Origin of the sequence: Sorangium sp. So ce375 (assembly GCF_051473855.1) — a bacterium.
GTDB lineage: Bacteria > Myxococcota_A > Polyangia > Polyangiales > Polyangiaceae > Sorangium.
In genome coordinates this window covers 4,496,200-4,519,060 of record NZ_CP150335.1, presented here as the reverse complement: position 1 = coordinate 4,519,060, position 22,861 = coordinate 4,496,200, and the positions used below count along the sequence as shown (strand labels likewise).

The 22,861-nt window shown below is 69.2% G+C and carries 17 protein-coding genes; 3 read left to right on the top strand and 14 right to left on the bottom strand.

Annotated elements, in window-relative coordinates; translation table 11 throughout:
- Positions 1 to 9 precede the first annotated feature (9 nt).
- Complete coding sequence (locus tag WME90_RS16800; protein WP_437282143.1) at positions 10 to 1,362, bottom strand: serine/threonine-protein kinase; 1,353 nt, start codon at positions 1,360 to 1,362, stop codon at positions 10 to 12.
- Positions 1,359 to 2,024: an RNA polymerase sigma factor gene (locus WME90_RS16795; protein ID WP_437282142.1), complete on the bottom strand. Its 666-nt coding sequence runs from the start codon at positions 2,022 to 2,024 to the stop codon at positions 1,359 to 1,361. Before WME90_RS16795 ends, WME90_RS16800 begins: the two co-directional genes overlap by 4 nt.
- Positions 2,025 to 2,159: 135 nt before the next feature.
- On the opposite strand from WME90_RS16795, the gene WME90_RS16790 reads away from it, so the two are divergent.
- Entirely contained in the window at positions 2,160 to 3,461 is a 1,302-nt protein-coding gene (locus tag WME90_RS16790) for a CHAP domain-containing protein (RefSeq protein WP_437282141.1), read from the top strand.
- A gap of 318 nt (positions 3,462 to 3,779) precedes the next feature.
- Complete coding sequence (locus WME90_RS16785) at positions 3,780 to 5,120, top strand: hypothetical protein (RefSeq protein WP_437282140.1); 1,341 nt, start codon at positions 3,780 to 3,782, stop codon at positions 5,118 to 5,120.
- Positions 5,121 to 5,172: 52 nt separating this feature from the next.
- Here the strand turns inward: WME90_RS16785 and WME90_RS16780 are convergent, their stop codons facing one another.
- A complete protein-coding gene (locus WME90_RS16780; protein WP_437282139.1) occupies positions 5,173 to 6,108 on the bottom strand; it encodes a LysR family transcriptional regulator in 936 nt (311 codons plus the stop codon).
- A gap of 104 nt (positions 6,109 to 6,212) precedes the next feature.
- On the opposite strand from WME90_RS16780, the gene WME90_RS16775 reads away from it, so the two are divergent.
- Positions 6,213 to 7,235, top strand: coding sequence for a zinc-dependent alcohol dehydrogenase family protein (locus tag WME90_RS16775; protein WP_437282138.1), 1,023 nt, complete (start codon positions 6,213 to 6,215; stop codon positions 7,233 to 7,235).
- A gap of 123 nt (positions 7,236 to 7,358) precedes the next feature.
- Here WME90_RS16775 and WME90_RS16770 read toward each other — a convergent pair whose 3' ends face one another.
- Genes WME90_RS16770 through WME90_RS16720 form a run of 11 tightly spaced genes read right to left on the bottom strand, consistent with a single transcriptional unit; the run spans position 7,359 to position 22,849 of the window.
- Positions 7,359 to 7,628 carry a hypothetical protein gene (locus tag WME90_RS16770; protein WP_437282137.1) on the bottom strand — a complete coding sequence of 90 codons (270 nt, stop codon included), beginning with the start codon at positions 7,626 to 7,628 and terminating at the stop codon, positions 7,359 to 7,361.
- Positions 7,625 to 8,338, bottom strand: coding sequence for a hypothetical protein (locus tag WME90_RS16765; RefSeq protein ID WP_437282136.1), 714 nt, complete (start codon positions 8,336 to 8,338; stop codon positions 7,625 to 7,627). The genes WME90_RS16770 and WME90_RS16765 overlap by 4 nt, the downstream gene beginning before the upstream one ends.
- Positions 8,335 to 9,570: an AAA family ATPase gene (locus WME90_RS16760; protein WP_437282135.1), complete on the bottom strand. Its 1,236-nt coding sequence runs from the start codon at positions 9,568 to 9,570 to the stop codon at positions 8,335 to 8,337. Before WME90_RS16760 ends, WME90_RS16765 begins: the two co-directional genes overlap by 4 nt.
- 47 nt (positions 9,571 to 9,617) lie before the next feature.
- Complete coding sequence (locus WME90_RS16755) at positions 9,618 to 9,926, bottom strand: hypothetical protein (protein WP_437282134.1); 309 nt, start codon at positions 9,924 to 9,926, stop codon at positions 9,618 to 9,620.
- Entirely contained in the window at positions 9,923 to 10,744 is an 822-nt protein-coding gene (locus WME90_RS16750; protein ID WP_437282133.1) for a phospholipase D-like domain-containing protein, read from the bottom strand. The genes WME90_RS16755 and WME90_RS16750 overlap by 4 nt, the downstream gene beginning before the upstream one ends.
- Complete coding sequence (gene drmB / locus WME90_RS16745) at positions 10,741 to 12,606, bottom strand: DrmB family protein (protein ID WP_437282132.1); 1,866 nt, start codon at positions 12,604 to 12,606, stop codon at positions 10,741 to 10,743. The genes WME90_RS16750 and drmB overlap by 4 nt, the downstream gene beginning before the upstream one ends.
- Entirely contained in the window at positions 12,606 to 15,962 is a 3,357-nt protein-coding gene (gene drmA, locus WME90_RS16740; protein WP_437282131.1) for a DISARM system helicase DrmA, read from the bottom strand. Before drmA ends, drmB begins: the two co-directional genes overlap by 1 nt.
- A gap of 53 nt (positions 15,963 to 16,015) precedes the next feature.
- Entirely contained in the window at positions 16,016 to 16,822 is an 807-nt protein-coding gene (locus WME90_RS16735) for a hypothetical protein (protein WP_437282130.1), read from the bottom strand.
- On the bottom strand, positions 16,819 to 17,898 hold the full coding sequence (locus WME90_RS16730; RefSeq protein ID WP_437282129.1) for an AAA family ATPase: 1,080 nt from the start codon (positions 17,896 to 17,898) through the stop codon (positions 16,819 to 16,821). Before WME90_RS16730 ends, WME90_RS16735 begins: the two co-directional genes overlap by 4 nt.
- A gap of 8 nt (positions 17,899 to 17,906) precedes the next feature.
- Entirely contained in the window at positions 17,907 to 18,773 is an 867-nt protein-coding gene (locus WME90_RS16725; protein WP_437282128.1) for a DUF1016 N-terminal domain-containing protein, read from the bottom strand.
- A complete protein-coding gene (locus tag WME90_RS16720) occupies positions 18,770 to 22,849 on the bottom strand; it encodes a DNA methyltransferase (RefSeq protein WP_437282127.1) in 4,080 nt (1,359 codons plus the stop codon). Before WME90_RS16720 ends, WME90_RS16725 begins: the two co-directional genes overlap by 4 nt.
- Positions 22,850 to 22,861 lie beyond the last annotated feature (12 nt).

Here is a 22,861-nt window from a genome sequence, read left to right as displayed (position 1 = left end):
CACGCGGGCTCAGTAGGGCAGCTCTTCAAACGTCGAGTCCGGGCTCGTCACCGAGCGCGGCTTCGGGCGCGGAAGCGCCGGGGTCGTCGTCGCTCGGCGTGTCCCGGCCCGCTGGCTCGGGGCGGACGGCGCCGCCTTCGGCTCGGCAAACAAAGGGGTTGGAGGAGGCGCGGGCATCGGCGCTTCCGATCCGGAATCGGGCGGCGGCGCGGCGGGCGGCGCGACCGATGGCGAGGCGAACGGCGCGACGGGCGGCGCGGGATGGCTCTCGGGCGCGCGCTGCCCGGTGAAGGCAACGGCGAGCGCAGCGACGGGCGCGGCGGCGACGCCCAGCAGCGCGGCCGCGCGCGACGGCAGGCGGCGCTTCGGCCGGCGCGCCGGCCCTGACGGCAGCGGGGGCGCCGCCAGCGCCTCCATCGCGGCGGCGAGCGCCGAGCCGTCGGCGAACCGGGCGCCTGGCGCCTCCTCGGTGCACCGCCTGGCGATCGCCTCCAGGGCGCGGCGGCGGTCGGCGCTCCCGGCCTCTCCGGCGCGGCCCGCCAGCATCTCCTTCAACACGACGCCGAACGCATAGACATCGGTGCGCGCGTCGACGCGCCCGCGCGAGGCCTGCTCTGGGGACATGTAGCCCGGCGTCCCGGCGCCATGACCGACGGTGACCGCGCTCGCGCCCGTGCCGGGCAGGCCGCCTGGCGCGCCGTCCCGCTCCTCGTGCTCGGGCCGCTCGAGGAGCTTCGCGAGACCGAAGTCGAGGATCTTCGCGTTCCCCTCCCCTTCGCTCCCCTCGTTATCGCTCGTGTCGATAGCGACGTTGTCCGGCTTGAAATCCCGGTGAACGACGCCAGCCCTGTGGGCGTGGCCGAGCGCCCGGCTGAGCTGGATCCCATAACGGAGGATCGCGCTCGGCGTGAGCCCGCCCCGGCGGATCACGCTCCGGAGGGTCGGGCCACGGACGTACTCCATGACGATGAAGTGGATGCCGTCCGACTCGCCGACGGCGTACACAGCCGCGATCCCCGGGTGGCGGAGGATCGCCGCGCTCCGCGCCTCGCGGAGCAGGAGCCGGCGGCGAGCATCGTCCGCCGCATGGCGCTCCGGCAGGATCTTCAGCGCCACGCTCCGCCCCAGCACCGTGTCCCGCGCCCTGTAGACGCGTCCCATGCCTCCGGCGCCGAGGAGCTCGATCACCTCGAACTGCTCGATTCGTCGGCCGATCAGGTCCGCGCCGCTCCCCGTGACCCCGCCGGCCCCGCCGTCGCGCGAGGCGCGACCGAGCCGGCGCACGAGAGCGGCGAGCTCGGGGTCGTCGCCCGCAAAATCGCCATCGCTCTCCCCCCCGGCGCGGTCCCCCTCGTGATTCACTCGTTGGCTCCGGACGCCAGCAGACCTTCCTGCTCGGCCAGCGCGCGCACGTGCCGCTTGAGGCGCTCGAACTCTTTCCGGACGGCGGCCGTCTTGCGCTTCAGCGCGGCGTCGGACACCGCCCCTGGACCGAGCATCGCCCGGGCCACCTCTCGCCACGGGAGCTGGCAATCGAAGCGGAGGTGGAGCAGGGCCACGTCGTCTGGATCGAGCTTCTGTCGAATACGGGCGAATGCGTCTTTGAAATCCGTGCGCAGGTAGTCGAGCGTCGTCGTCCTGACCACGACATCCAGCGCTTCCAGAGCGGATGTAACCGAGCCCGGCGCCCGCCGCCGACGAGCCGGATCGGCCAGGTAGCTCTTGTACGTATTGCGCGCGATCGCGAATGCCCAGCTCCGGATCGGCGATTCCCACCGGAAGTCATCGATGTGCTCAAAGATGGCGAAGCATACGTCGGAGAATGTCTCCATCGCGTCCGCGCGGTTACCGAGCATCCGCTCCAGGAAGCGGAGCAGCTCGGGGCCGTGGCCGCGGACCAGGAGATCGACGGCTCGATTGCGCTCACCACGCTCGAGATGCGCCCGGAGGAGCTGTTCGAGGCGCTCCGAGGTCGGGCGAGCGCCGGGCGGCTCTACGGGAATTCCTTCCTCGTCCTGCTGCATGGAGCCTCCAGCGAAGGCATTCAAAAAAAACGGTCACATCGGGGCCGGCGCCCGTCAACGAGGTGCCAGCCGAGACCGTGGGAGCGCGGGAGCTCTCGCGCTCACGCGCGCGCAATCTGCCGTGCAGGATGGGTCTTGTCCAGCTCGGCTGACGAGGAGTTCATCATGAAGACAGGGGTCACCTCAGTTCTCTCGGTTTCCATTCTGACGCTGGGGCTCGGATGCCTTGGCGAAGCGCCACGGCAGACGGCGGAATCCGCCGGAGAGCCCGTGAGGGCCGCGCTCCGCGGCGGAGTGACCCTCACCCTGAAGCCCGGCACCACGCTCGACGACGACGAGCTTTCCTCCCGAAACGGCTATGGCGCGACGCTCGTCGACGCGAACGGAACGGGCTGGTTCACGCGGGTCGAGGCTGTCGACGAGCAGCGCCTCATCGACCTCGGACTGAAGCGTTCGTCGGCAGCGGGCCGCGACATCGTGCTCGGCGGGACGACGGATGAGGACGGCGGCGAGTGCCATGTCTTCCTCCCCCTCGGCGACGGCCGCGCCGTGGCGCTGAGTCGCGTCGACGGTGCGGAGAAGTGCCCGACGAGCGCCGAGGCCGTCGCCGGCTGGCTTCCGGGCGCGGAGGTGCTGGCGACGGATGCCGCGGAGATGTCCCACGGGCTCGGCGAGGCCCGGGGAGCGCTGTCCTACGGGACCAGCGTCGGCTCTTTCGACGGGGTCGACGCGTACTCGAACGGATCGAACACCCACGTCAGCGGCGCTTACAGCTGCTGCGGCATGGAGTGGCAGTGCGTCGAGTACGTGAACCGCTACTATGTCCAGCGGCTCGGGCACACGAACCTGAAGGGGACGGGGCACGCGAGGTCCTACTTTGCGACCGCGTCGAGCAAGGGCCTCGTCGCCTTCGCCAACGAGAGCACCACCCCGCCGGCCGTCGGTGACATGCTGGTGAGCGAGGGCCGCCCGGGGTCCGAGAGCGCGAAGTACGGGCACATCGCGCTCGTTCGGGAGGTCGGCCCCAGCTACGTGAAGGTGATTCACCAGAACTGGGCGAACGACTCCAGTGATAACGAGAAGACGCTGAGCATGAGCGTCTCGGGCGGGAGTTACACCGTCTCGGGGTTCTCCCAGAGTTACCCGGTCACAGGCTGGCTCCGGCGCCCCGAGAGCTCCGAGAGATCCGTCTGCTCCGTGACCCCGTCGACCGCCTGGCTCGGCACGCGGACGACCTTCACCGTGGAGGGCGACAACCTGCCTCCGACGCTCGCGGCCTGGATCGCCGACTGCGCCGATCTGGTGATGGGCAGCGTCACGCCGACGCGGGCGACCTTCACCTGCACGCCGAGCTGGACGCCGGGGCCCAAAGCGGGTGTCGTGAAGACCCGCAGCGGCGGGACCGTGCTGAAGGATTTCACGGTCACCGTACGATAACGCGGCGAGCTGGAGCCGAGCTTTGCCTCCGCCTCGCCGCGGCTCACCCCCCACGCCGAGCGCTCGCCGCGGGGAGCCCCGCTGGTTCGGAGCGTGATATTTGGCAGCCCGGCGGGTCAATAGTAAGGTGTCCTGCCATTCCTGGACCGCGATAAAATCATAAGCAAGTCGAAATCGCTTTGCGCGGCCCCTGCTCTCGGGAGACCCACGTGAATACCGGCATGACGAGCGTCGTGGTCGGCAGCGGCGCCGATGCAGCCCTCGTGGATGTCGGAACGTGAACCCGCGTACCCGATTCACCGCCGGAGGAGATTGTTCATGAGCACTTGGAAGACGCCCAGCGCAACCCTTGTCGTCTCGCTCGCGCTGGCCGGGGTCGCTGCACCGGCCACGAGCAACGCGCAGCCGGCGGAGCCGGCGCAGCAGGCTGCGCCGGGCGCGGCCGCGCCGCCGGCCGTGGAGGAGCCCCGGCCTGCTCCTCCTCCGCCGCCGGTCGAGCAGAAGAAGGCCGATGACAAGCCTCTCGTACGTGTCTACGGGATCCTCAAGCCCACGGTCGTCGTGGGGAACGGCCTCGAGTCCTTCGGCAACCCGAACTACAGCGCCCCGACGGCCGCGGTGAACCCGCTGTTCCTCGCCGATCCGGACGCCGTCGGCCTCACCTTTCAGGCGCAGCAGACGCGCGTTGGTGTGGCCGTCGGGGAGGGCACGCCCGTGAAGGGGCAGGTCGAGGTCGATTTCGTCGATTTCGGCAAGTCCTCGCCGGCTCAGGCGATGAGCCTTCGCGTGCGCCAGGCGTTCCTTGAGTGGTCTCCCGCCGACGGGCACAAGCTCACGCTCGGCCAGACCTGGGATCTGTTCTCGCCGCTGAACACGCACACGTACAACCTCGTGGGCGGGATGTTTCAGTCCGGAAACTCGGGCTTCGTGCGCCACCAGTTCAGCTACCTGGCGAACCTCGGCAGCGTCGAGGTGGGCGCCGCGCTCGGTCTGGTCAGCCAGAACGTCACGGCCATCCTCAACAACGTCGAGTATTCGCGCACGCCGACCGTCGCGCTGCGTGCGAGCTATCGCGCCGAGAAGACCGCATGGGTGGGCGCCTCGGTGATCGGCACGCGGCTCGCCTTCGACGCGAACCTGCCGACCGAGGAGGGGCGGCTGGCGCTCGGCGGCAACCTGTTCGCCGAGATCACGGCCGGTTCGCTGAACGTGCGGGCCGAAGCGTACGGCGGTAAGAACCTGGCCAACCTGGGCCTCCTGACGCTCGGGCAGGGATATCGCACGAACGACGTCTCCGAGGTGGGCGGCTGGGTGTCGGGGAAGGTCACGTTCCTCGACAAGCACTCTTTGCACCTCGTCGCCGGGACCGCGATGGTGCTCAGCACCGACGAGATGCAGCTCGGCTACACGCCCGGAACACCTGCGGCGGGCGGCACGCCGGCCACCGCTCCCGCGCGCGTGGGCGCCAATGGTCCCGGCATCGAGCGCAACGTGACCCTGCGCGCGGGTTATGCCTTCGCGCCCCTGAAGGGGCTCTCGATCGTGCTCGAGCCTTCCCTGTTGCTCACGCGCCACAAGCTCGATCCGGCGGCCGCAGCGCAGCAGGACGCCGACCGCACGGGCTGGGGCCTCGAGGCGGGCGGGCTCTACCAGTTCTGACGGTTCTGGCGGGCAGTTCTGACGGTTCTGGCGGGCCCCCGCGGCGGAGCGCTCAGCGTCGCCCGCTCCGCCTGCGCTCTCCCCGGCGTTCAGGCGAGGATCGAGCGAAGATCTCCGCGAGAAAATCGACGAACACGCGCACCTTCGGCAAGAGGTGCCGGTTCTTCGGATACAGCGCGTGGATAGGCCACGTCGTCGTCGGGTAGTCGTCGAGCACGGTCACGAGCGTCCCCTCGGCCAGCGCGTCCTTCGCGAGGAAGTCGAACATCGCGATGATCCCGCTCCCGGCGATGGCGAGGTGCCTCAGGACATCCACGTCGTTCGCGTGGAACGGCCCGGAGATGGGCACCTCGAGCACGGCGTCGCCGTCTCCGGTCAGGAAGCGGAACGCCGAGGGCCGCCCGTCGCGCAGGTACCCGACGCAGTCGTGACGCGCGAGATCGGCCGGCGTCGCGGGCGCGCCGCGCCGCGCGACGTACGACGGCGCCGCGCAGTGGAGGATGCGGCTCGCGCCCAGCCGGCGCGCGACGAGGCTCGAGTCGCCGAGCGGGCCGATGCGCACCAGCAGATCGAGCCCCTCGGCCACGGGGTCGACGAACTGATCGCGCAGCGTCAGGTTGATCCGGACGTCGGGATAGCGGGCGGCGAAGCGCGGCAGGCTCGGCGCGATCACGTCGCGTCCGAGCGCCACCGGCGTGTCGACGCGCAGGAGGCCGACGGGCTTCTTGCTCGCGCGCGCGATCGCCTCGGTCGCCTCCCCGAGCTCCTCGACGATGCGGACGCAGCGCGCGTAGAAGGCCTGCCCGTCGTCCGTCAGGCGGAGCGTTCGCGTCGTGCGCGCCAGCAGCGCCACGCCGAGCTCCTGCTCGAGGCGCATCACGCGCCGGCTCACCGCGGACGGCGTGACGCCGAGCCGGCGCGCGGCGCGCGAGAAGCTCCCGGTCTCGACGGTGGCGACGAGCAGCTCGATCGCGGCGAGCGAGATCATGATCTGTGCTGAAATAGCACAGGTGACGTTCCCTCGCGCGGACTACTGCACCCGGAGGAACGGATCTACGGATGGGGTGTCCAGGGAACATTGGAGGACACGCCATGAAGACTGTCATCATTCGCAAGAACGCTTCGGAGTCCGACGCATGGACGCTCGCCGAGCGCCCCGCGCCCAGGCCCGGTCCGGGGCAGGTGCTCGTGCGCGTCCGCGCCGCGTCGCTCAACTACCGTGACCTCATGGTCGTGCGCGGCCTGTACGGCGGCGAGCGCAAGGAGGACCTCGTCCCGCTGAGCGACGCCGCGGGCGAGGTTGTCGCGATCGGGGCCGGGGTGCGGCGCTGGAAGGAGGGAGATCGCGTGATCTCTACGTTCTTCCCGACGTGGGATTCGGGGCCGTTCCGCGGGGAGTACCGCGCCACGGCGCTCGGCGCGGGCGGGAACGACGGGGTGCTCGCCGAGCTTGTGGTGTTCGGGGAGGACGCGATCGTCCGGGCGCCGGCGCACCTCGGGTTCAACGAGGCGGCGACGCTGACGTGCGCCGGGGTGACGGCGTGGACAGCGCTGTTCGAGTCGGGGCCGCGGCCGGCGCCCGGGGCGACGGTGCTCGTCCAGGGGACCGGCGGGGTGTCGCTGTTCGCCGCGCAGCTGGCGCGCGCGGCGGGGCTGCGGGTGATCGGGACGTCGTCCAGCGCGGCGAAGATCGAGCGGCTGCGTGCGCTCGGCGTGACCGAGGCGATCGACTACCGGAAGCAGCCGGAGTGGCACGAGGAGGTGCTGCGGCTGACGGGCGGCGAGGGGGTGGAACGGGTGATCGAGGTCGGCGGCGCGGGGACGCTGCCGCGGTCGCTGCAGGCGGTGAAGACGGGCGGGATCGTGAGCTTGATCGGGCTGCTCAGCGGGCTGGGGAGCCAGATCGATCCGATGCCGATCCTGTTCCGTGCGGTCCGCGTCGAGGGCACGGTGGTCGGGTCGCGGCAGGCGACCGTGGAGCTCGCGGCGGCGCTCGAGCTGCACGGGATCCGGCCGGTGGTTGATGAGGTCTTTCCGATCGAGCGGGCGAACGAGGCGCTCGCGAAGCTCGCGGCGGGGAAGCACTTCGGGAAGGTGGTGATCGGGCTCGAGTGAAGGGAGACGGCGGCGGGGGGCCTCTCATCGCGCTCGAGCACGGCACGGCGCCGAGTAGCGGACCGTGGAAAGGTCACGCAAGATCCCGGACGTGTCCGAGACGCTGGCGCTTGCCGAGATGGATCACGCCCCCAGCCGCCACCTGTCGAGCGGAAGGAGCAGCTTCTCCTTGATGGCCCCCTCGTCCCCGAGCGCGGCGAGATTCAGATCGAAGTAGCGATACGCGTATTCATCTCCGCCGACCCTGACCTTGTGCTCGGCCCCATTCTTCCTGTTGGCAGAGCGCGAGAGCTGGCTCCAGGCGGAGCTCCAATCGGGCTTCTTGGATCGAGTGCGGTGCAAGCCGATCCGGAGCTCGGAGGCCGCCGTCTCGGCGGGCTTGAGCCAGCTCAAGGCCCGAGCACGTCGAGGAGGCGACCGAGATCCGGGCAGCGGCTCAGCACCTCGGCGCGCCGAGCCGGACCTGGCCTGATCCGAACGCGCAGGAGATCCTCGTCGTCGCGCCCCTTCTTGTAGCGTCGCTCGGAGATGATCTGGAATACCCGGTCCAGACACTCCGCCGGCTTGCGGTACTGGACTGCGAACTCCTCGGCGCCGAGCGTCGCTGGAGGAGGGACACACCTGTCCAGCAGCGCTTGAACCTGTTCGCGGCGACCTTCGGCGTGCTCGAGGAGGGCGTCGGGGCACGCGACGAGCAGACTCTCCTTGTTCCAGCGGATACAGCGCACGTACAACCTCGACGACTTCTCCTCCGAGAGCGCAGATTCTCGCACGAGGTGGTCTTTCCATGACGCCTCGAAGGCGAGCACCCATTGGTGCAGCGCTGCGCCGTCCCCTCCGGCGGGCGCTGGCCGCGCGCCCGGAACGAGGTTCTGCGGCCTGTCGGCGTCCGCGAGGCAAACGACGCGATCGGGCGGGAGCTTCGTCTGCTTGAGCGGCGTCCGCAGGAGCCTGGGCGCCTCGTGCACGAAGTTGCCGGTGCCGCGGACCGGTCTCCCCTCCACGATCATCTCGGGAAGACCAAGGTCTCTGCGCATGGCCTTGACGAGCAGGTGCAGCTCTTCGTGGTAGTCGTCCTCGTAGGCGATGACGATCGATCTCACGACGCGGAGGTCCCGTCTTGAGGAGGCGACTCCAGCATGCCTCGGGCACGCAGCTCCGACAGCGAATATTCCTTGAGCCAGGCGTCGAGCAGCTCCCCGTCGAGCGTCTCCACCGTGACGCCGGCGTCGCTCGAAAAGCGCGTGATGCCCAGCGACGCGGCAGGGTCTTCGAGGTGATCGAGCAGGCGGTCGGCGTGCGTGGCCGCCAGGATCGGGGTCTTCTCCGCGCGCGACTCCATCACCTTCACGAGACGCCGCATCGCCCTGGGATGGAGGCTCCGCTCCGGCTCGTCGAACGCGATCAGCGCGGGGCTGTCCGGCGCGTGAAGCGCGGCGAGCATCGCCAGGTAGACGCGCATGCCTTCGCTCATGTCGTCGAGGTAGAGGGTCGCTCCCGAGCGCTTGTCACGCCACGTCAGGGTGATCACGCCTCGACCGGGCCCGGGAGGGAATCGCATCTCCTCGCACCAGGGAAAGACGGCCTGCAGGTCGGCGAGCAGCGCGCTCCACGTGTCAGGGTATTCCTGCGAGAGGGTGTGGAGCGCGTTGAGGAGGTCGCGCCCAGACCGCTTGATGCGGCGCGTCCGCTCGACGGGCCGCGCGTTGATGGGCTCGTGGGCGCCCTCGGCGCCGTCGGGGGCGGCGCCTAGGGCGAACGACGGATAGAAGGCGATGCTCTGCAGTGCCTCCTTGACGTGCATCGGCGTCGGGTAACGCACCTCGTCCGAGATCGCCGCAAGGCTGGAGTTCGTGAGCATGGCGCTGTCCGACTCCACCGAGGCCACGACATCGTTCTTCCTTGTCTGGACATTGGCCGCCCAGGACGCGGCGCCGCCCTTCAGCGCGATGAACGGGCGCTGGTCGAAGCCGTTCTTGTAAACCCGGACTTCCTCGTCGAGGACGGTAGGGCTCGCCCTGACGCTCCCGAAGCGGATCATGTACTCGACCGGCGCCCTCTCCCGCTGAAAGACGGGCGAGCGCTCCGAGAATCGTGCGAGCAGCTCGATCTCGGTGCTCGTGCCGGCCCACGCGACGGCGGCCCATCCGCCCCGATCGAGGATCGCCCGCCCGGCCCGCCCGCCCGCGGCCGCGCAGATCATCGCGACTCCATCCAGGATGGAGCTCTTGCCGCTGGCGTTCTCGCCGATGAGCACCAGCGGTTTGCCTGGAGGCAGCGAGATCTCCACGTCCTTGAGCGCGCGGAAGCCTTGGATGCGGATCTTCTCGAGCATGGCGGCGCTCGCCGTCTATCGCGCGGATACGGTTCGTCGTCCAGATCTCATGCACGCCGAAGCCACCGGGACGGGCCCAGGACCCCCACGCGCTGCGCAGCGGTCGATCGCTCGGAGCGCCGCGACGATCCGTTCGCCGCGTTCGACGAGGCGCCGAGCGCCTCGCAGGACGGGGCGGCGAGCGACCGCGGGTCGCGGGCCTCCTCGGAGACCGCCGCGCAGGCGGCTGCCTCCGGCGCGAAGAAGCCGTGGTTCGCGCGGTGGGCGTACAGCGCCTCGCCCGCGCACACGCTCGAGGGCTGCTCGCCGAGAGCCGGCGCCGGCAGGCCGATCCTTCCCGGTCGGGCGCGCGTCACGCCCTCACGACCACCCCCGCATCCACCAGGTTGAGCCATTGCCGCTCGAGGCTCGCCGCGAACCCCCGGTCCTCGATCGCCACCCCTGCCTCCAGGTTCCGCGTTTGCCCACGATCCGTGAAGTTCGCCGACGTGATGAGCGTGTACTCGTGGTCGATCACGACACACTTCGCGTGCAGGCTGACCGCGCTCTGCCTGTCTGCCGTCCTCGGGTCGAAATAGACGACCGGCCTCGGGTCGCCGAACGGCCACATCAGCCGGAAGAACAGCGCCACCACGGCCTGCCCCCGCGCCACATTCCCCTTCGCGGCCACGAGCGGCGCCGACACCAGGGGCCAGCTCTGCCCTGCGCCCTTCGCCGCCTGCTCCAGCCGCTTGGCGAGCTGATCCACGTCGACGAAGAGATCCGCCGTCACCCCATGGTCGACCATCCCCCGGTGCAGCGACGCGAAGAGCTCCGCGCCGTGGTCGATGGAGTAGCCGGCGACGAGCACGTGCTGCCGCGCCCGCTCGAAGAGCTCGGGCAGGAGGACCCGCGTGTGGCGAGAATGGCTGACGCCCGGGTCGTCGCCCGTCCAGACCAGGGTGAGCCTGGCGGCCTTGCGATGCCGCCGCTCGGCGAGCACGACGTCGACGACCGCGTGAATGCCTTCCCGACCGAGCTTGAGATAAGGCCGCAACGCGTCGACGAGGTGCCCGAAGCCGTTGGCCCGCAGGCCCGTCTCGCTCATCGGCGCGCGCACGTCCCCCCGCTCGAGCGCGGCGACGAGGGCGAGCAGATCCTGCTCCGTGACCGCGGATAACCCCGCCCCCGTCACGGGCGCACCTTGAAGAAGGCGAGCTCGGGATCGTGCCCCATCGCTGGCACGACGAGCGCCCGGTCCAGGTAGCGGTTGAATCGCTCACACGCCGGCTCTGCGACGAACAGGCACCCATGGCAGGCGGCGCCCTCGAGGTGGCGCCCCGACTGGTCCCCGGGCGAATGATGCGCGCAGACCGGATCGTTGGAGCACAGCGAGGCCATGTCCCAGGCGCGACGGAGGTGCCGGCCGATGAAGCGACCTTGCTCGACGAGCCCTCCGAGCGTGCCCTCGGCGCCGCTCGTGCCGGTCATGATGAAGATCGCCGCCATCGGCAGGTCGTCGGTCGCCGACGCACAGTAGATGCGCTCGGAGAGCGCGCTCGCCGAATAGCCGCACTGGAGCGATATCGAGGACACCAGGAGGTGCGAGAGCGAGTGCAGGAGGTAAAACCTGGCTTCCGGAAACTTCGGCCCCCGGTTGTTTCCCTTGAACTCCTGCTTGTACCCTTCCGCGAGCTCCTCGTTGCGACGGATCACCGCCGGTCGGCTCTCCCATTTCCGAACGGCCCCTTCGTCCAGGCAGACAAGCACCCCCTCGCCGAAGATCTCTGCCGCCGGCAGCCAGGTCGGCGTCAGCCCGAGCGGCTGGAGGGTGCTCGTGTCCTCGGTTTCGCCCTGCAGGTTCATCTGCGTTGCCGACAGGCGCGTCAGGCCGATCTGGGCGCGCACCTGACGCACCTTCTTGGCGAGCACGATGCGGCTCACCTTCGGCGGCAAAGGATGTTGCTTCGGGGACAGGCGACAGGCGAAGAAGTCCTCGTCCCGCGGCGGAAGCTGGCCATCCACCTCGTCCTTCGCCTCGAGGAAGACCTTGTACTCCGCGGTCCGGAGCTCGTCCCTCGCCGGCGACTTGCCCTTGCGGATCGTCTCCATCGCGGTCCACACCTGGTCGTCGTCGTAGTCGCGCAGCGCATTGCGCACGGAGGCCACGACCTTGCGCAGCAGCGCGAGCTCCTCGCGCTTGGCCTCCTGCACGACATTCCACACGTCCGCCTCGCTGACCTTGTTCAGGACCTCGCGCGCCTTGTCGGGGATCGACAGCGCGCTCATCCATTGCGAGAAGTAACCGCTGCTCGCCGTGCGGACGAGCAGGTTGAGCTTCTCCTCGCAGCCCTTCTCCTCGCGTCCCTCGAAGCCGAGCCATGGCCTCTCCCCCCGGCACTGGGGCAGGATCTTGGGCTCGCGCGCCTCCGAGAGCTTTCGCTCCGCGCCGCAGACGCCGCAGCATACGCGAATATGGGCGAAGTCGCCGGACGCGTCCTCCTTGAGATGGAGATCCAGCGATTCGCACCGCGTCTCCTGGGATGGATGCACGAACCAGCTCCAGGGGAACTCGTCGAGGTGGCCGCGCTTGCACGTCGCCACGAACCGCACGGGGACGCAGACGCCCTGCTGGGTGTTGGTGCAGCGGTGAACGTAGCGCCCCTTCTCACGCTCGAGGTTCCTCGACGGCCCGAGCGCGCGGCAACGCTGGCAGACGAACCACGACGGGAACTCGGCGACCTGGATACCGTTGGATTGTGACGGCGCGTCGTCGTCGCCCGCGGGGGGTAGCCGGAACGCGCGGTTGATGCTGAGCTCGATCCCGAGCTTCGAGCCGACCCTGGCGAGGATGGCCTCGCGCAGGCGGGGCTCGTCGATGAAGCCCTGATCCTTGTACCTGTCGTAGCGCCAGAAGTCGGTGCCGCCGATGAGGACGGCATGCTCGAGCAGGTCGACCATCGCGCCCGGACCGAACGTCATCACGATCTGGCCCAGCCGGATCTTGCCCTCGGGGGGCTTGTGCCCGCCCTTCGTGGTCTTCTTCGCGATGGCCATCAGCCTTGCCTCCCCAGGCGTCGCCCGACGAGCCAGAGGTGCGCGGTCGACTCGACGTCCCGCAGCGAGGTGGGCGCCGCGAAGCGGCCATCGGGCGTGTCGGGGCCCGGCCGCTCCTCGTCGAGCGGCGTATAGAGCAGCGGCTTGCCGCCGACCTTCTCCCGGTCGAACTTCGAGTACCGGCGCTGCTTCGGCTCCTCGGGGGTCGACCGCACCAGATCGGTCCATGTGTCGAGCAGGTTGTGCCCGCGCATCCGGAGCTCTTCCTCGAGCTTCTTTTGCCCGTCCTGGTTCAGCTCGGGCTGGCCGCTCGCGCGCGCGGCGATCTGGTCGAGGACGGCGTTCGCCAGGTGCCGGTTTGCCGGCAGCCCCATGGCGCCCTTCGGCAGCGTCAGATCGCGAGAGGCGAAGCGGACCATCGCGACGAGCATGCCGACGAGGCCGCGGTCGAGGGCGGGACCCGAGAACGGCGTCACGCTGGTGGCCTCGACGAAGCGGTAGAAGCTCTCGTGGTAGGCGGCGAAGTGCTCGTAATGGGAGCGATCTCGCGGCTTGTGGAGGTTGTACACGGTCACCACGAGCCCCGGCCACCTGTCCTGGCGGCCGACGCGGCTCGACGCCTGGATGTACTCGGCCGTCGTCTTCGGCTGCCCCGCGACCACCATCAGGCCGAGTCGATCGATGTCGACGCCGACCGAGATCATGTTGCTCGCGAGCAGCACGTTGATCCGCTCGGGATCGCTCCAGGGCTTGTTGAGCCGATCCTTGGTGCGCTTCACCGCGTCGGTGTGCTCGCGGCTCGTCAGCTCGACCGGCTCGCCGATATCCCGGTCGGCGAACCAGAGGTGCTTGCCCTTCGCGTTCATCGGCCGCGCCTCTTCCGCCTGCGCGGCGCGGCCGAGCACCTCGTCCTCGACCAGCCGCCGCATCCCTCCGAGCTCCCGGAGGCTATTGAAATAGCCAGCGAGCGTCATATACGCGTCCGCCGTCTGCTCGGGCGACGACGACGGATCGTAGGTCCTCATCGCCCCCGCGAGCAGCGTCCGGTACACCCGCAGGAGGATCGCCTTCATGCTGCGCCCCTGCGCGGCCACGCCGACGTATTTCCGGCCGGGGCTCTTCGTGTCGACGGTCGCGAAGTACGTCTCGGAGTCGTCGATGCCGGGCGGCGGGAACACGCTCACCGTGCTCGCCGGGCGACCGAAGAGGGCCTGTATCTGGGTATCGGCGCGGCGGACCGTGGCTGTCGCGGCCAGCACCTTGGGCCGCACGACGCCGGTGCTGGTCTGGCGCGAGCAGAGGGCGTCGACCGCGGTCTCGTAGAGGCCGACCATGGTGCCGAGGGGGCCCGAGATCAGGTGCAGCTCGTCCTGCACGATGAGCTCGGGAGGGGCGAGGCCGCCGGGGAGGTTCTTCGCCGTGCGCGGTGGCTTCCCGTCCATCGGGCCGTAGAAGCGCCGGCCGTCGCGCGCGCCGACCTTGCCGAACAGCATGCCGGCCTCGCCGCGCCAGGGCATCATCGCGAACTTGTCGACGGTGGCGATGAGGAAGCTCGGCAGCTCCCGGTAGACCTGCTCGTCGACGAAGACGACCGGGATGCCCTCGTCGTTGTTGGCGCGCGAGAACTCGCAGATCTCGCTGGTGCAGCCGACCCGCACCTCGTCGGGCGCGGTCTTCGAGGGCAGGAGCGTCAGGCTGCCCGCGCCGAGCTCCTTGCCGCACCACGGGCAGGTGGGCAGCGGGCAGGGATTGCCGTTCGCGCCGAGCTTGAAGCCTGTGACGAGCTTCGACGCCTCGTCCAGGGTGTTGGCCGTGGCGCTGCGCCCGACCCAGAGGCCGACCGAGAAGCGCGTGTCGCCGAGCACGGCGGGCATCTTCCGGCGCTGGGATTCGAGCGCGCAGACGAGCGTCGCCGCGCGGCCGAGCTGGTCGAGCGTGAGCAGGCGCAGGGTATACCGGAGGAGCACGGCGACCCCGAGCCCGCCGTCGGGCAGCTTCGCCCGCCGCAGGCGGCGGAGGAGCAAGCAATAGGCGATGACGCCGAGGTACGCCTCCGTCTTGCCGCCGCCGGTCGGGAAGAAGATCAGCTCGACGCGCTCGCGATCGGGGTGCTCGCCGCTGGCCACGCCGTGGAGGTTCATCAGCAGGAACGCGAGCTGGAAGAGGCGCCATTCGGGGCGCTCGCCGCCCTGATAACGAGAAGGGCTCCGGTGCCGTGCGGCCTCGGCCATCGCCTCGTTGGCCAGGCAGAACGCCTGACGGATCTGCGCGTCGCTCTCGAGGAGCGCGATGCCCTCCTGGATCCGCCGCCGGGCGTCGTCGGCCTTCCGCATGAGCTCGTCGCGGGTCTCGGCGCGCCTGTCGCCCTCGAGCGCGACGCCTCGCTGCCGCTCGATCCACGCCCCGTAGGCCGCAGGCAGGCGCTGGAGCCGCTCGCGCACCACCTCGGCGCTGTCGAGCTTCGCGAGCTCGTCCATCGCGACGTTCACGTCGTCTTCCTCGTGCGCAACGACCCGCCGCACCTCGTATTCGGGGAGCCATGTGGTCTTCACGCGGGTGACCGAGCTCTGATCCGGGGGCACCACGACAGCGACGCCGTGACCGACCGCGTACTCGACGCGCTCGCGGAACTGCAGATCGGCGACCTTCTGGTCCCACTGGTCGCTCTCCTCGTCGGAGAAGTTCGGCCGCGGGACGATCCCCTCGGCGCACTCGATTTCCATCTCGATCTGGAAGACCATCTGCTCGTCGCGCCGGCCCCTCTCGCCGGCGCCGCGCTGGTTCACGACGAAGAGCGCGAGCGCCTGCGTCCCCTCCCGGAGCCCGCGCGCGTGCTCGACGGCCTTGATCTGGCCGTAGATCACGAGGCCCACCGTGTCCCGCAGGCGGATCCCGTTCTTGAGGATCTGCGGGTCCAGCGGGACGTCCGTGGCGATCGTCTGCCGCGGTGTTCGCTTCCAGACGCGCTGCCCTCGGCCGCGCCCTTCGGGCTTCAGGGTCTCGGGGTGATACTCGGCGAAGCGGACGGTGACCTTGACGTCCCGCGTCTCCCTGGGGACGAGCACGCTCATTCCGATGGATGCCGGCCACAGGTTGGGGCGCTTGTCCTCGGGCTCCTCCCCCTGGGTTTCCTCCTCGGGCTCGTCTGGGCCGGCGCCGAGGCTGTCGTCGGCGGTCGGGTCCTCGGGCTCGCGTTCTTCTTCGGAGGCGAGGAAGCCGGTGAGGTAGTGGCGGGACGGCGGAAGCTCGAGCACCTCCTGCTCGACGATGCCCTCCTCGTCGAGCTGGTAGGGGCCGATCAGGTCGGCGTGCAGGGCGCGGACGAGGTGGTCGCGGGGGCCGGTCGGTTCGAACATGCAGGGTTCCCCATGCGTCGGATTGCGTGGAAAAGGTCGCGGTGCGCCGGCGGTCACAGATCGTCCGCAAGGAGGTGTTCGTATGCGGACTTTCGGCCGGTGCTGCACAGCGGGACGACGTGTTCTTTCAACTCTTCGAGAAACGCGCGCAGCCCAGAAGCCAGCCCCCGCTCTCGCAATTGGTCGAGCGGGGCTTTGGTCGAGCAACGCATCTCGCGTTCGAAGTCATCCGCGGTCAGGAAGCGGACCACACGCTTCGGACTCAGCTTGGCCTGTTCGTCTTTGGCGTGTAGCCTGTGCGCCTCATCGCAGGGACTGAAGCCAAGCTCACGCCGCAGCTCGTCGATCCGGGCGCGTTCCTCGTCCGACTCCGGTTCGAACCCGGCGAGCACCCAGGCCTCGCGCATCGGATCGGGGCAGCCAAGGACGATCCTGAAGGGAGCCCACCGCGAGGCCTCCGCCCGTGCCTGCGCGAGTCCCCGCCTGCGCAGGTCTCCTTGATCGTCCATGTCCCAGACGAGGAAGACCGCATCGACGCCTGTCGACGGTTCCCGCCTCACCAGTTCGCGTACGATGGTGAACGCATTTCTTGCCATCTGCGCCCCGGGTGCACCGGGCTCGCCGTCGAAGTGCCCCTGTGGAAAGCGAACGTTCCCAAGTTGCCGTCTGTAGAGGTCGAGCTTGTGGATGTCGAAGAAGTCCCTCCCCGGGCCGTCCTGGGCCCACTGGAAAACGGCCTCCGGATGGGAAGGCAACAGGTCGGCGACCCAGTCTGGCCCCTCCTCGCGGAGCACACGGTCGACCAGCGCGCTCGTGGTCCGGAAGTCGGCTTGTGCCTCGCAGAACATAAGAAGCTTCACGGAGCGTCCTCCGTGAGCACCCATGCTCGCTCCGGATCCAGGCTCCAGAGCTGTCCGGCCGAGAGAGCGCCCTTCATCTTCTCGGCCTGCGGGTGTTCGGAGAGGCGCTTGAGCGCGACGGTGCCGTCGTCCCGGAGGGCGAAGGCGAGCACCTCGGAGGGGTCGAGCTCGTCGAGGATGTAGGGGGAGTGCGTCGTGGCGACGATCTGGAGCTCGTCGAACTCCTCGAGCATGCGCTTGACCAGCCGCACCAGATCCATCTGCGCCTGCGGGTGGAGCGACTCGGCGAAGTCGTCGAGCAGCAGGAGGCTCGGACGGCTCGGACCGTGGAGCACGGTCAAGAGCGCCAGCGTAATCAGGGTTCCCTGGCTCGCGGCGTGCGCGGGGACGCCCGGGGCGCCGGTGAAATCGAAGAACACCTTGCTCCCCACGACGTTCTCTAGCCGGTTGGGTGCGGCGGGGTTCGGCCGTTGGACGACGGCCTGACGGATGCGGATGCGCGCGACGTTCGGGATGATCCTGCGAAGCGATTGTTCGATGCGCTCGAACTCTTCGTCGTGCCCGAGCTTGATGGAGGCCAGGGTGACGGCCGTGTTGGTTCCGTCGTACGCGACGTCCGGCCCCGGCTGATCGCTGTACGCAGCCGCCGCAATGCGCTCGGCGTTGAGCTTGTAGAGGGCTGTCGGCCTGAAGATCCCGGCGAGTTTCGGCACGATGCCGCGGAGGGGACTCCCGCCCCCAACGGCTTGTCGCGTGTCGTCGCCCTGCTTCCAGTGGATCTTGGCCGATGGGCCCTGGAGGTCGATGCGGCAGCTCCAGTCCCCGTCGTTCCCCTTGCCCTGCGATGTCAGCACGATCGGCCCCGACGCTCCCCGACGCAGGAGGTCGTCGAACGACCAGTCGCCGACCAGGACCTCGTGGGGTGAGCGGTTCGTCAGCTGGCCTTGAACCCAGAGGGCCTCGAGTACGCTCGTCTTCCCGCATCCATTCGGGCCGACGAGCACGGTAAGACGGCCGAGCGGAACGGTGCTGTCCCGGTGACCCTTGAAATCCTGGAGTCGAACGGAGGTGATCATGGGGGATCCTACAAGTCGAGCTGTAACCGTTCACGACCTGGCATGCATAGGCGAAATCGGGGAACGGGCGGTTCGGCCACGGCCACGGATTCCGCTCCGTGGCCAACCCGCCATGTGTCCGTGCCCCGGAGGGTTTCCGACCCGTGAACTGTTACCCCGCTCCCGAGCTCCAGGATGAACGCCTCCAGCTCGCGCGGGATGGCGTCCTCGAGAGCCTCCTCAAAGTAGCGGTCCTGAATGCCCAGGAAATCCAGGACGCAGGGGTCCTCCAGGAGGTTCTCGCGGGTACCCTGGTCCTCGGCCCGCAACGCCGCGAGCTGGGCTTCGACGACGCCCTTGGGCTTGCGGGAGAGCGCGGTCCGCTCATAGAGCATGCTGTCGATCTGCTGGCGGAGCGCGCGCACGCTCCAGCGCTCGACGCGGCACATCTCGGCGTAGAACGCGCGCGCGAGGGGAGCCTCGAGCGGCAGCAGGAGGACGAAATGGCTCCAGGTCGATTGTCGCGACAGCGCCGCGACAATCGGCTCCTCGGGGAAGGCCTCGGCGAGCTGGACCATGCGCCGCAGCGTCTTCTCCGAGAACCCGCGGCCGTAGCGGCGCTGGAGCTGCTCCGCGAGCGCGGCGATCACCCTGTCGCCGTAGGCAGCGCGGGCGTACCGGAGCACCTCGGTCCGGATCCGCGCGCCGATGCGCCAGTAGAGCCGGGTGAGCACGGCGTTCACGGTCACCGCCGCCCGCTGGCGTGCCGCCTCGATCAGGCGGCTGATGTCCCCGACGAGCTTCGAGGGCGCCACGGAGGGCGCGGGCGGCGGCTTCGCGAGCGGGGCCGTCCTGGAAGCGCCCCGGCGAGGTCGTGCCGCGGCTCGCCGGCTCACGGATCGCTCTCGTCCGCGAAGCCGGGCAACGTGGGCGCCGCCGGCTTGGCGCTCGGGGTGCGGGGCTTCTTCGCGGGATCGGCGGGCTTCCTGGCGGCGGGCTTCCTGGCGCCCTTCGCGGGAGGCGCGGTGGCTGCGGCGGCTTGCTTCTCCTGCTCGGCGCGCTCGGCGTTGAGGACGAAGAGGCGGTCGATCACCTCGTCCTCGAAGGCCTGGACGGCGGCGCGGTCCTCGTCGGTCTTCGGGCAGTAGGGGGGAACGGCGATGTCGCTCCAGCCGTAGGCGGCGAGGACGGCGCGGTCCATCTCCTCGTGAAGCGCGCGCAGCTCGATGACGCGGGGGTCGTCGTTGTCGGGGTCCTTCAGGGCGTTGTAGGTCTTGGTGAGCCCCTGGTTGGTGTCGACCATGAAGCGGGCGCGGGTTTCGTAGAGCTTCTCGCCGATGGCTTCGAGTTCGGGGATGACGGTGCGAGGATCGGGCTGCGGGAACGGGAAAGTCTCGAAGCAGTCGGAGGCGGCGTAGCGGAGGTCCGTTCTCATCGAGGACGATAAGAGGCGGGCCCAGAGCTCGTGAATGCGCGACTGGAGGAGCGCAAAGTGCGAACATCTATTCAGCGCAAATAGACAAAGAACCTCACTAAACAGTCTCCCCGTCGGCTGAAAAGAAAAGCACGAATGCTTTGTAACCCTCGATATAACCAAACAGCGCTCGATTGCCCCAATCGACGCAGCCATCTCTGGACGATCGCGACCATAGTACTGCCACCAATACGTCTTCATTCGACGCGCATCAGTGTTGTCGCCAAGCTGTTCACGGGAAGGCTTCACTCTTTCCCGCACAATTTGCAGCAAGTCAGGCCACCGCTCGGCCTCAGCGAGACTCATCGAACCAAAGTGAATCGCATATCGACAAAAGTTCTGCAGCGGATCCGAATTCACCTCTTCGCCACCAATATAAGGAAACACCCGCTCAGAATTTCTAAAATCCCTCTCAATCAAACGAGCTCGCTCTTCGATAGATATAAAGAAACCGGCTCCCCATGGATTAACACCGAGAAAGCTGACCGCGCGATTGGCGACGAGCCGTTCTGGATTCGGACGTTCTGGCCTCGGACGCAATGACGAGTCGACGATCGAGACCACCTTACCATCAAGGCGATAATTTTCCGAAACGATACGCTGCATGGCCCCAGTTGCGACATGGACTACCGAAACTGAAACAGTGGCATCCCCAGGCCATGACATCGTGCTGGTAGCTTCATATATCACATACCTATGAGCTAGTAGCCACTGCAAGGCAACGGTTCTAGTATCACCTTGGGCGATCGTGTTGGTCGCGATCAGGCCAATAGTGCCATTGAACCCGAGAAGTCCGGCACCACGCCGGAAGAAGTGCGCACAAAGGTCTGCACTTCCATGCGCCCCTTCGTGTAGCACCTGAAGCCACGGCAAGTATGCGGATCCGTTGCTCCGTATGACCCCGTTCTTTCCCGCAAACGGCGGATTCCCCACGAAGGCGTCCACCCAAGCCTTCCCCGTGACCTTGTTCTCCTCCAGCGGATCTGCCCTCCCCGGCGCAAAAACCTCCGGAAACTCGATCATCCAGTGGAACGGCACCTGCTCCCGCCGGATCTCCCCCTGCATCCCCCGCAGCTCCGCCAGGATGCCCCCCGCCGTCTCCCCCTCCCCCCGCTTCTCCGCGGCGAGCCACGCCGTCACCCGGTCCAGCCGCCGCGTCCGCTCCTTCTCCCGCTCCTTGTCGCTCTTCTGCCCGAAGAACGCCCCCACCACGAGATCCGCGACCAGCCGCACCCGATCGAGCGCGTCCTCCGCGTCGAACAGCAGCCGCTCCTTCTCCCGCTGCGCCGCGTACGTCCCCACGCCTGCCAGCTCCAGGATCCTCTTCCGGATCCCGATCGCCTCGTCCAGCGCCTCGCTCAACAGCCCCGCCGACAGCTCCACCTGCGCCTGCGGCTTCCAGTGGAACGCCCGGATCTGCTCGAACCCCAGCCCCACCAGCGAGTCCCCGTGCCGGATCGCGTGGTCCACGAACGTGAACGGCTCGTTCCTGGCCATCGTCACGAGCCACAGCGACAGCCGCGCGAGCTGCACCGCGTACGTGTTCTTGTCGACGCCGTACAGGCACCGCTGCGCCACCAGCCGCCGCGCATGGTTCACGACGTCCTCGTGCGCGCTGGCGATCACCTCCAGCCGCCCCTCCCGCGTCCACGCCGCCACCACGCGATCGGCCAGGTACCGGCAGGCCGCCACCAGGAACGCCCCCGACCCCACCGCCGGATCGCAGACGACCAGGTTCAGCAGCGTCTCCGAGCTCGGCGCCTCCCCCATCGCCTTGATCAGCGGCTCCAGCGTCCGCTCCACGATCGGCTCGGTCAGCGTGCGCGGCGTGTAGTGGCTGCTCGTCCTCCGCCGCTCCGGCCCCGGCTGGATCACCAGCGTCCCCGCCCCCGCCCGCTCCGGGGTCCGCCCGCTCAGGGGCTCCATCGCCCCGAGCGCCTCCTCGGCCTTCTTCGCCCCCTTCACCGCCTCGGCGATCTTCGCCGCCACGTTCTTGTCGAACCCGAGCTCGTCCTGGAGCCACCGCTCCCGCTGGTTCGCCGGCACCGCGAGCAGCGCGTCCGCCTCCACCCAGACCCGCGCCGCGCCCTTCTTGCTCCCGAGCCGGATCCGCACCGCGCCGCGCTCGATGCGCTTCACCCCGAAGCCCATCAGCGCCTCGTACACGCTGCCGATCTGCTCCACGTCGAGCGCCTTGTACGAGAGCCGCTGGCCGCCCAGGTAGAGCAGCCGCTCCAGCACCGAGTACACCGTCAGGTCGTCCACGCTGGGCAGCTTCACGGCCGCGCGCGCCTCCGCCTGCGTGATGGGCGCGCTCCCCTCCGGCCCCCAGCCCTCGAGGAACGGATAGGCGTTCGGCTCGAAGAGCTGCCCCCGCCGCGCCGGGATCACGAGCTCCCCGTGCGACACACCGAGATAGACCGCCCGGAACAGCCCTACGAGCCGCGGGTACGCCCCGAAGCGCCGGTGCATCGTGTCCGGGTACTTCCCGAAGTCGGCCTGCAGCGCGTCGAACAGCCCGAGCAGGCTGTAGCTCCGCGCGAACAGCGGGTGCTCCGTCGGCAGGAGCCCCCGGTCCTCGCAGTAGAGCAGGAACACGAGCCGCAGCAGCACCGTGAGCAGGCCCGCGTAGAGGTGGTCGTCCTCCCGCTCCAGCGCGTCCCGGAGCGCGCCCGTGCCGTCCCGCTCCTCGGCCGCGGCGAACCCCGCGAGCAGCGCCTCGAGCGCCTCGAACACCTGGCGCGAGAGCTCGGTGGTGACGTCGGCGTTGCGCTTGCGGCTCTCGGCCAGGATCGCCGGGAGCGACTGCTCTGCCGCCACGCCGAACCAGCGCTGCCGCGAGAGCAGCATCACGAAGGCGTCGAAGATCGGCCGCCCGCTCACGGACGCCATGTCGGCGGCGCGGAACGCGATCCACCCGCTCGACTCGCCGTGCGGCGCGTATACGAGACGGAGCTCGTGGCCGTTCGAGAGGAGCCCGATCGGCACGCGGCACTCCCGGAGCAGCCGCTCGAACTTCGCCTGCGCCGGGTACTCCCACGCGCCGGTGACCTGCTCGGGCCTGTCGAGCTGCTCGACCTCGGGCGGCACCTCCCAGACGAGCATCGCGTACGGCCGCCCCGCCTGCGCCGCGGGCGTGCTGTCCGCGGCGGTGGCCGCCTCCTCCCGCGGCTTGTTCCACCGGAGCGCGCGCGTCGGCCGGAGGAGCTGCTTGCCCTCCACGACGTAGAGCGAGAGCTCCTTCGGGAGCGCCTCGCCCGCGTCGAAGCGCTCGGCGTCGAGCTCGAGCACGGTCGAGAAGAGCCGCGCCAGATCCGGGACGTGCAGCCTCTTCTCGGCGTCCTCCTCGAGGCACTCGAGGAAGGCCAGGTGCGCCTCCCGCGGCAGCTTCTCCGCGCACTGGGCATCGACCAGCACGGGCACCGACACGACGAGCCCCTCCGAGGGCTGCGCCATGCCGATCCATTGCTCGTGGAATCGCTTGTCGGCGTCGCTCATGCTCGTTTTTCG

Bases quoted from the DNA above. Each gene is read 5' to 3' on its own strand.
- drmA (WP_437282131.1), bottom strand. From the start codon at position 15,962: ATGTTCGAACCGACCGGCCCCCGCGACCACCTCGTCCGCGCCCTGCAC.
- WME90_RS16785 (WP_437282140.1), top strand. From the start codon at position 3,780: ATGAGCACTTGGAAGACGCCCAGCGCAACCCTTGTCGTCTCGCTCGCG.
- WME90_RS16780 (WP_437282139.1), bottom strand. From the start codon at position 6,108: ATGATCTCGCTCGCCGCGATCGAGCTGCTCGTCGCCACCGTCGAGACC.
- WME90_RS16720 (WP_437282127.1), bottom strand. From the start codon at position 22,849: ATGAGCGACGCCGACAAGCGATTCCACGAGCAATGGATCGGCATGGCG.
- drmB (WP_437282132.1), bottom strand. From the start codon at position 12,606: ATGGCCATCGCGAAGAAGACCACGAAGGGCGGGCACAAGCCCCCCGAG.
- WME90_RS16760 (WP_437282135.1), bottom strand. From the start codon at position 9,570: ATGCTCGAGAAGATCCGCATCCAAGGCTTCCGCGCGCTCAAGGACGTG.
- WME90_RS16775 (WP_437282138.1), top strand. From the start codon at position 6,213: ATGAAGACTGTCATCATTCGCAAGAACGCTTCGGAGTCCGACGCATGG.
- WME90_RS16730 (WP_437282129.1), bottom strand. From the start codon at position 17,898: ATGATCACCTCCGTTCGACTCCAGGATTTCAAGGGTCACCGGGACAGC.
- WME90_RS16795 (WP_437282142.1), bottom strand. From the start codon at position 2,024: ATGCAGCAGGACGAGGAAGGAATTCCCGTAGAGCCGCCCGGCGCTCGC.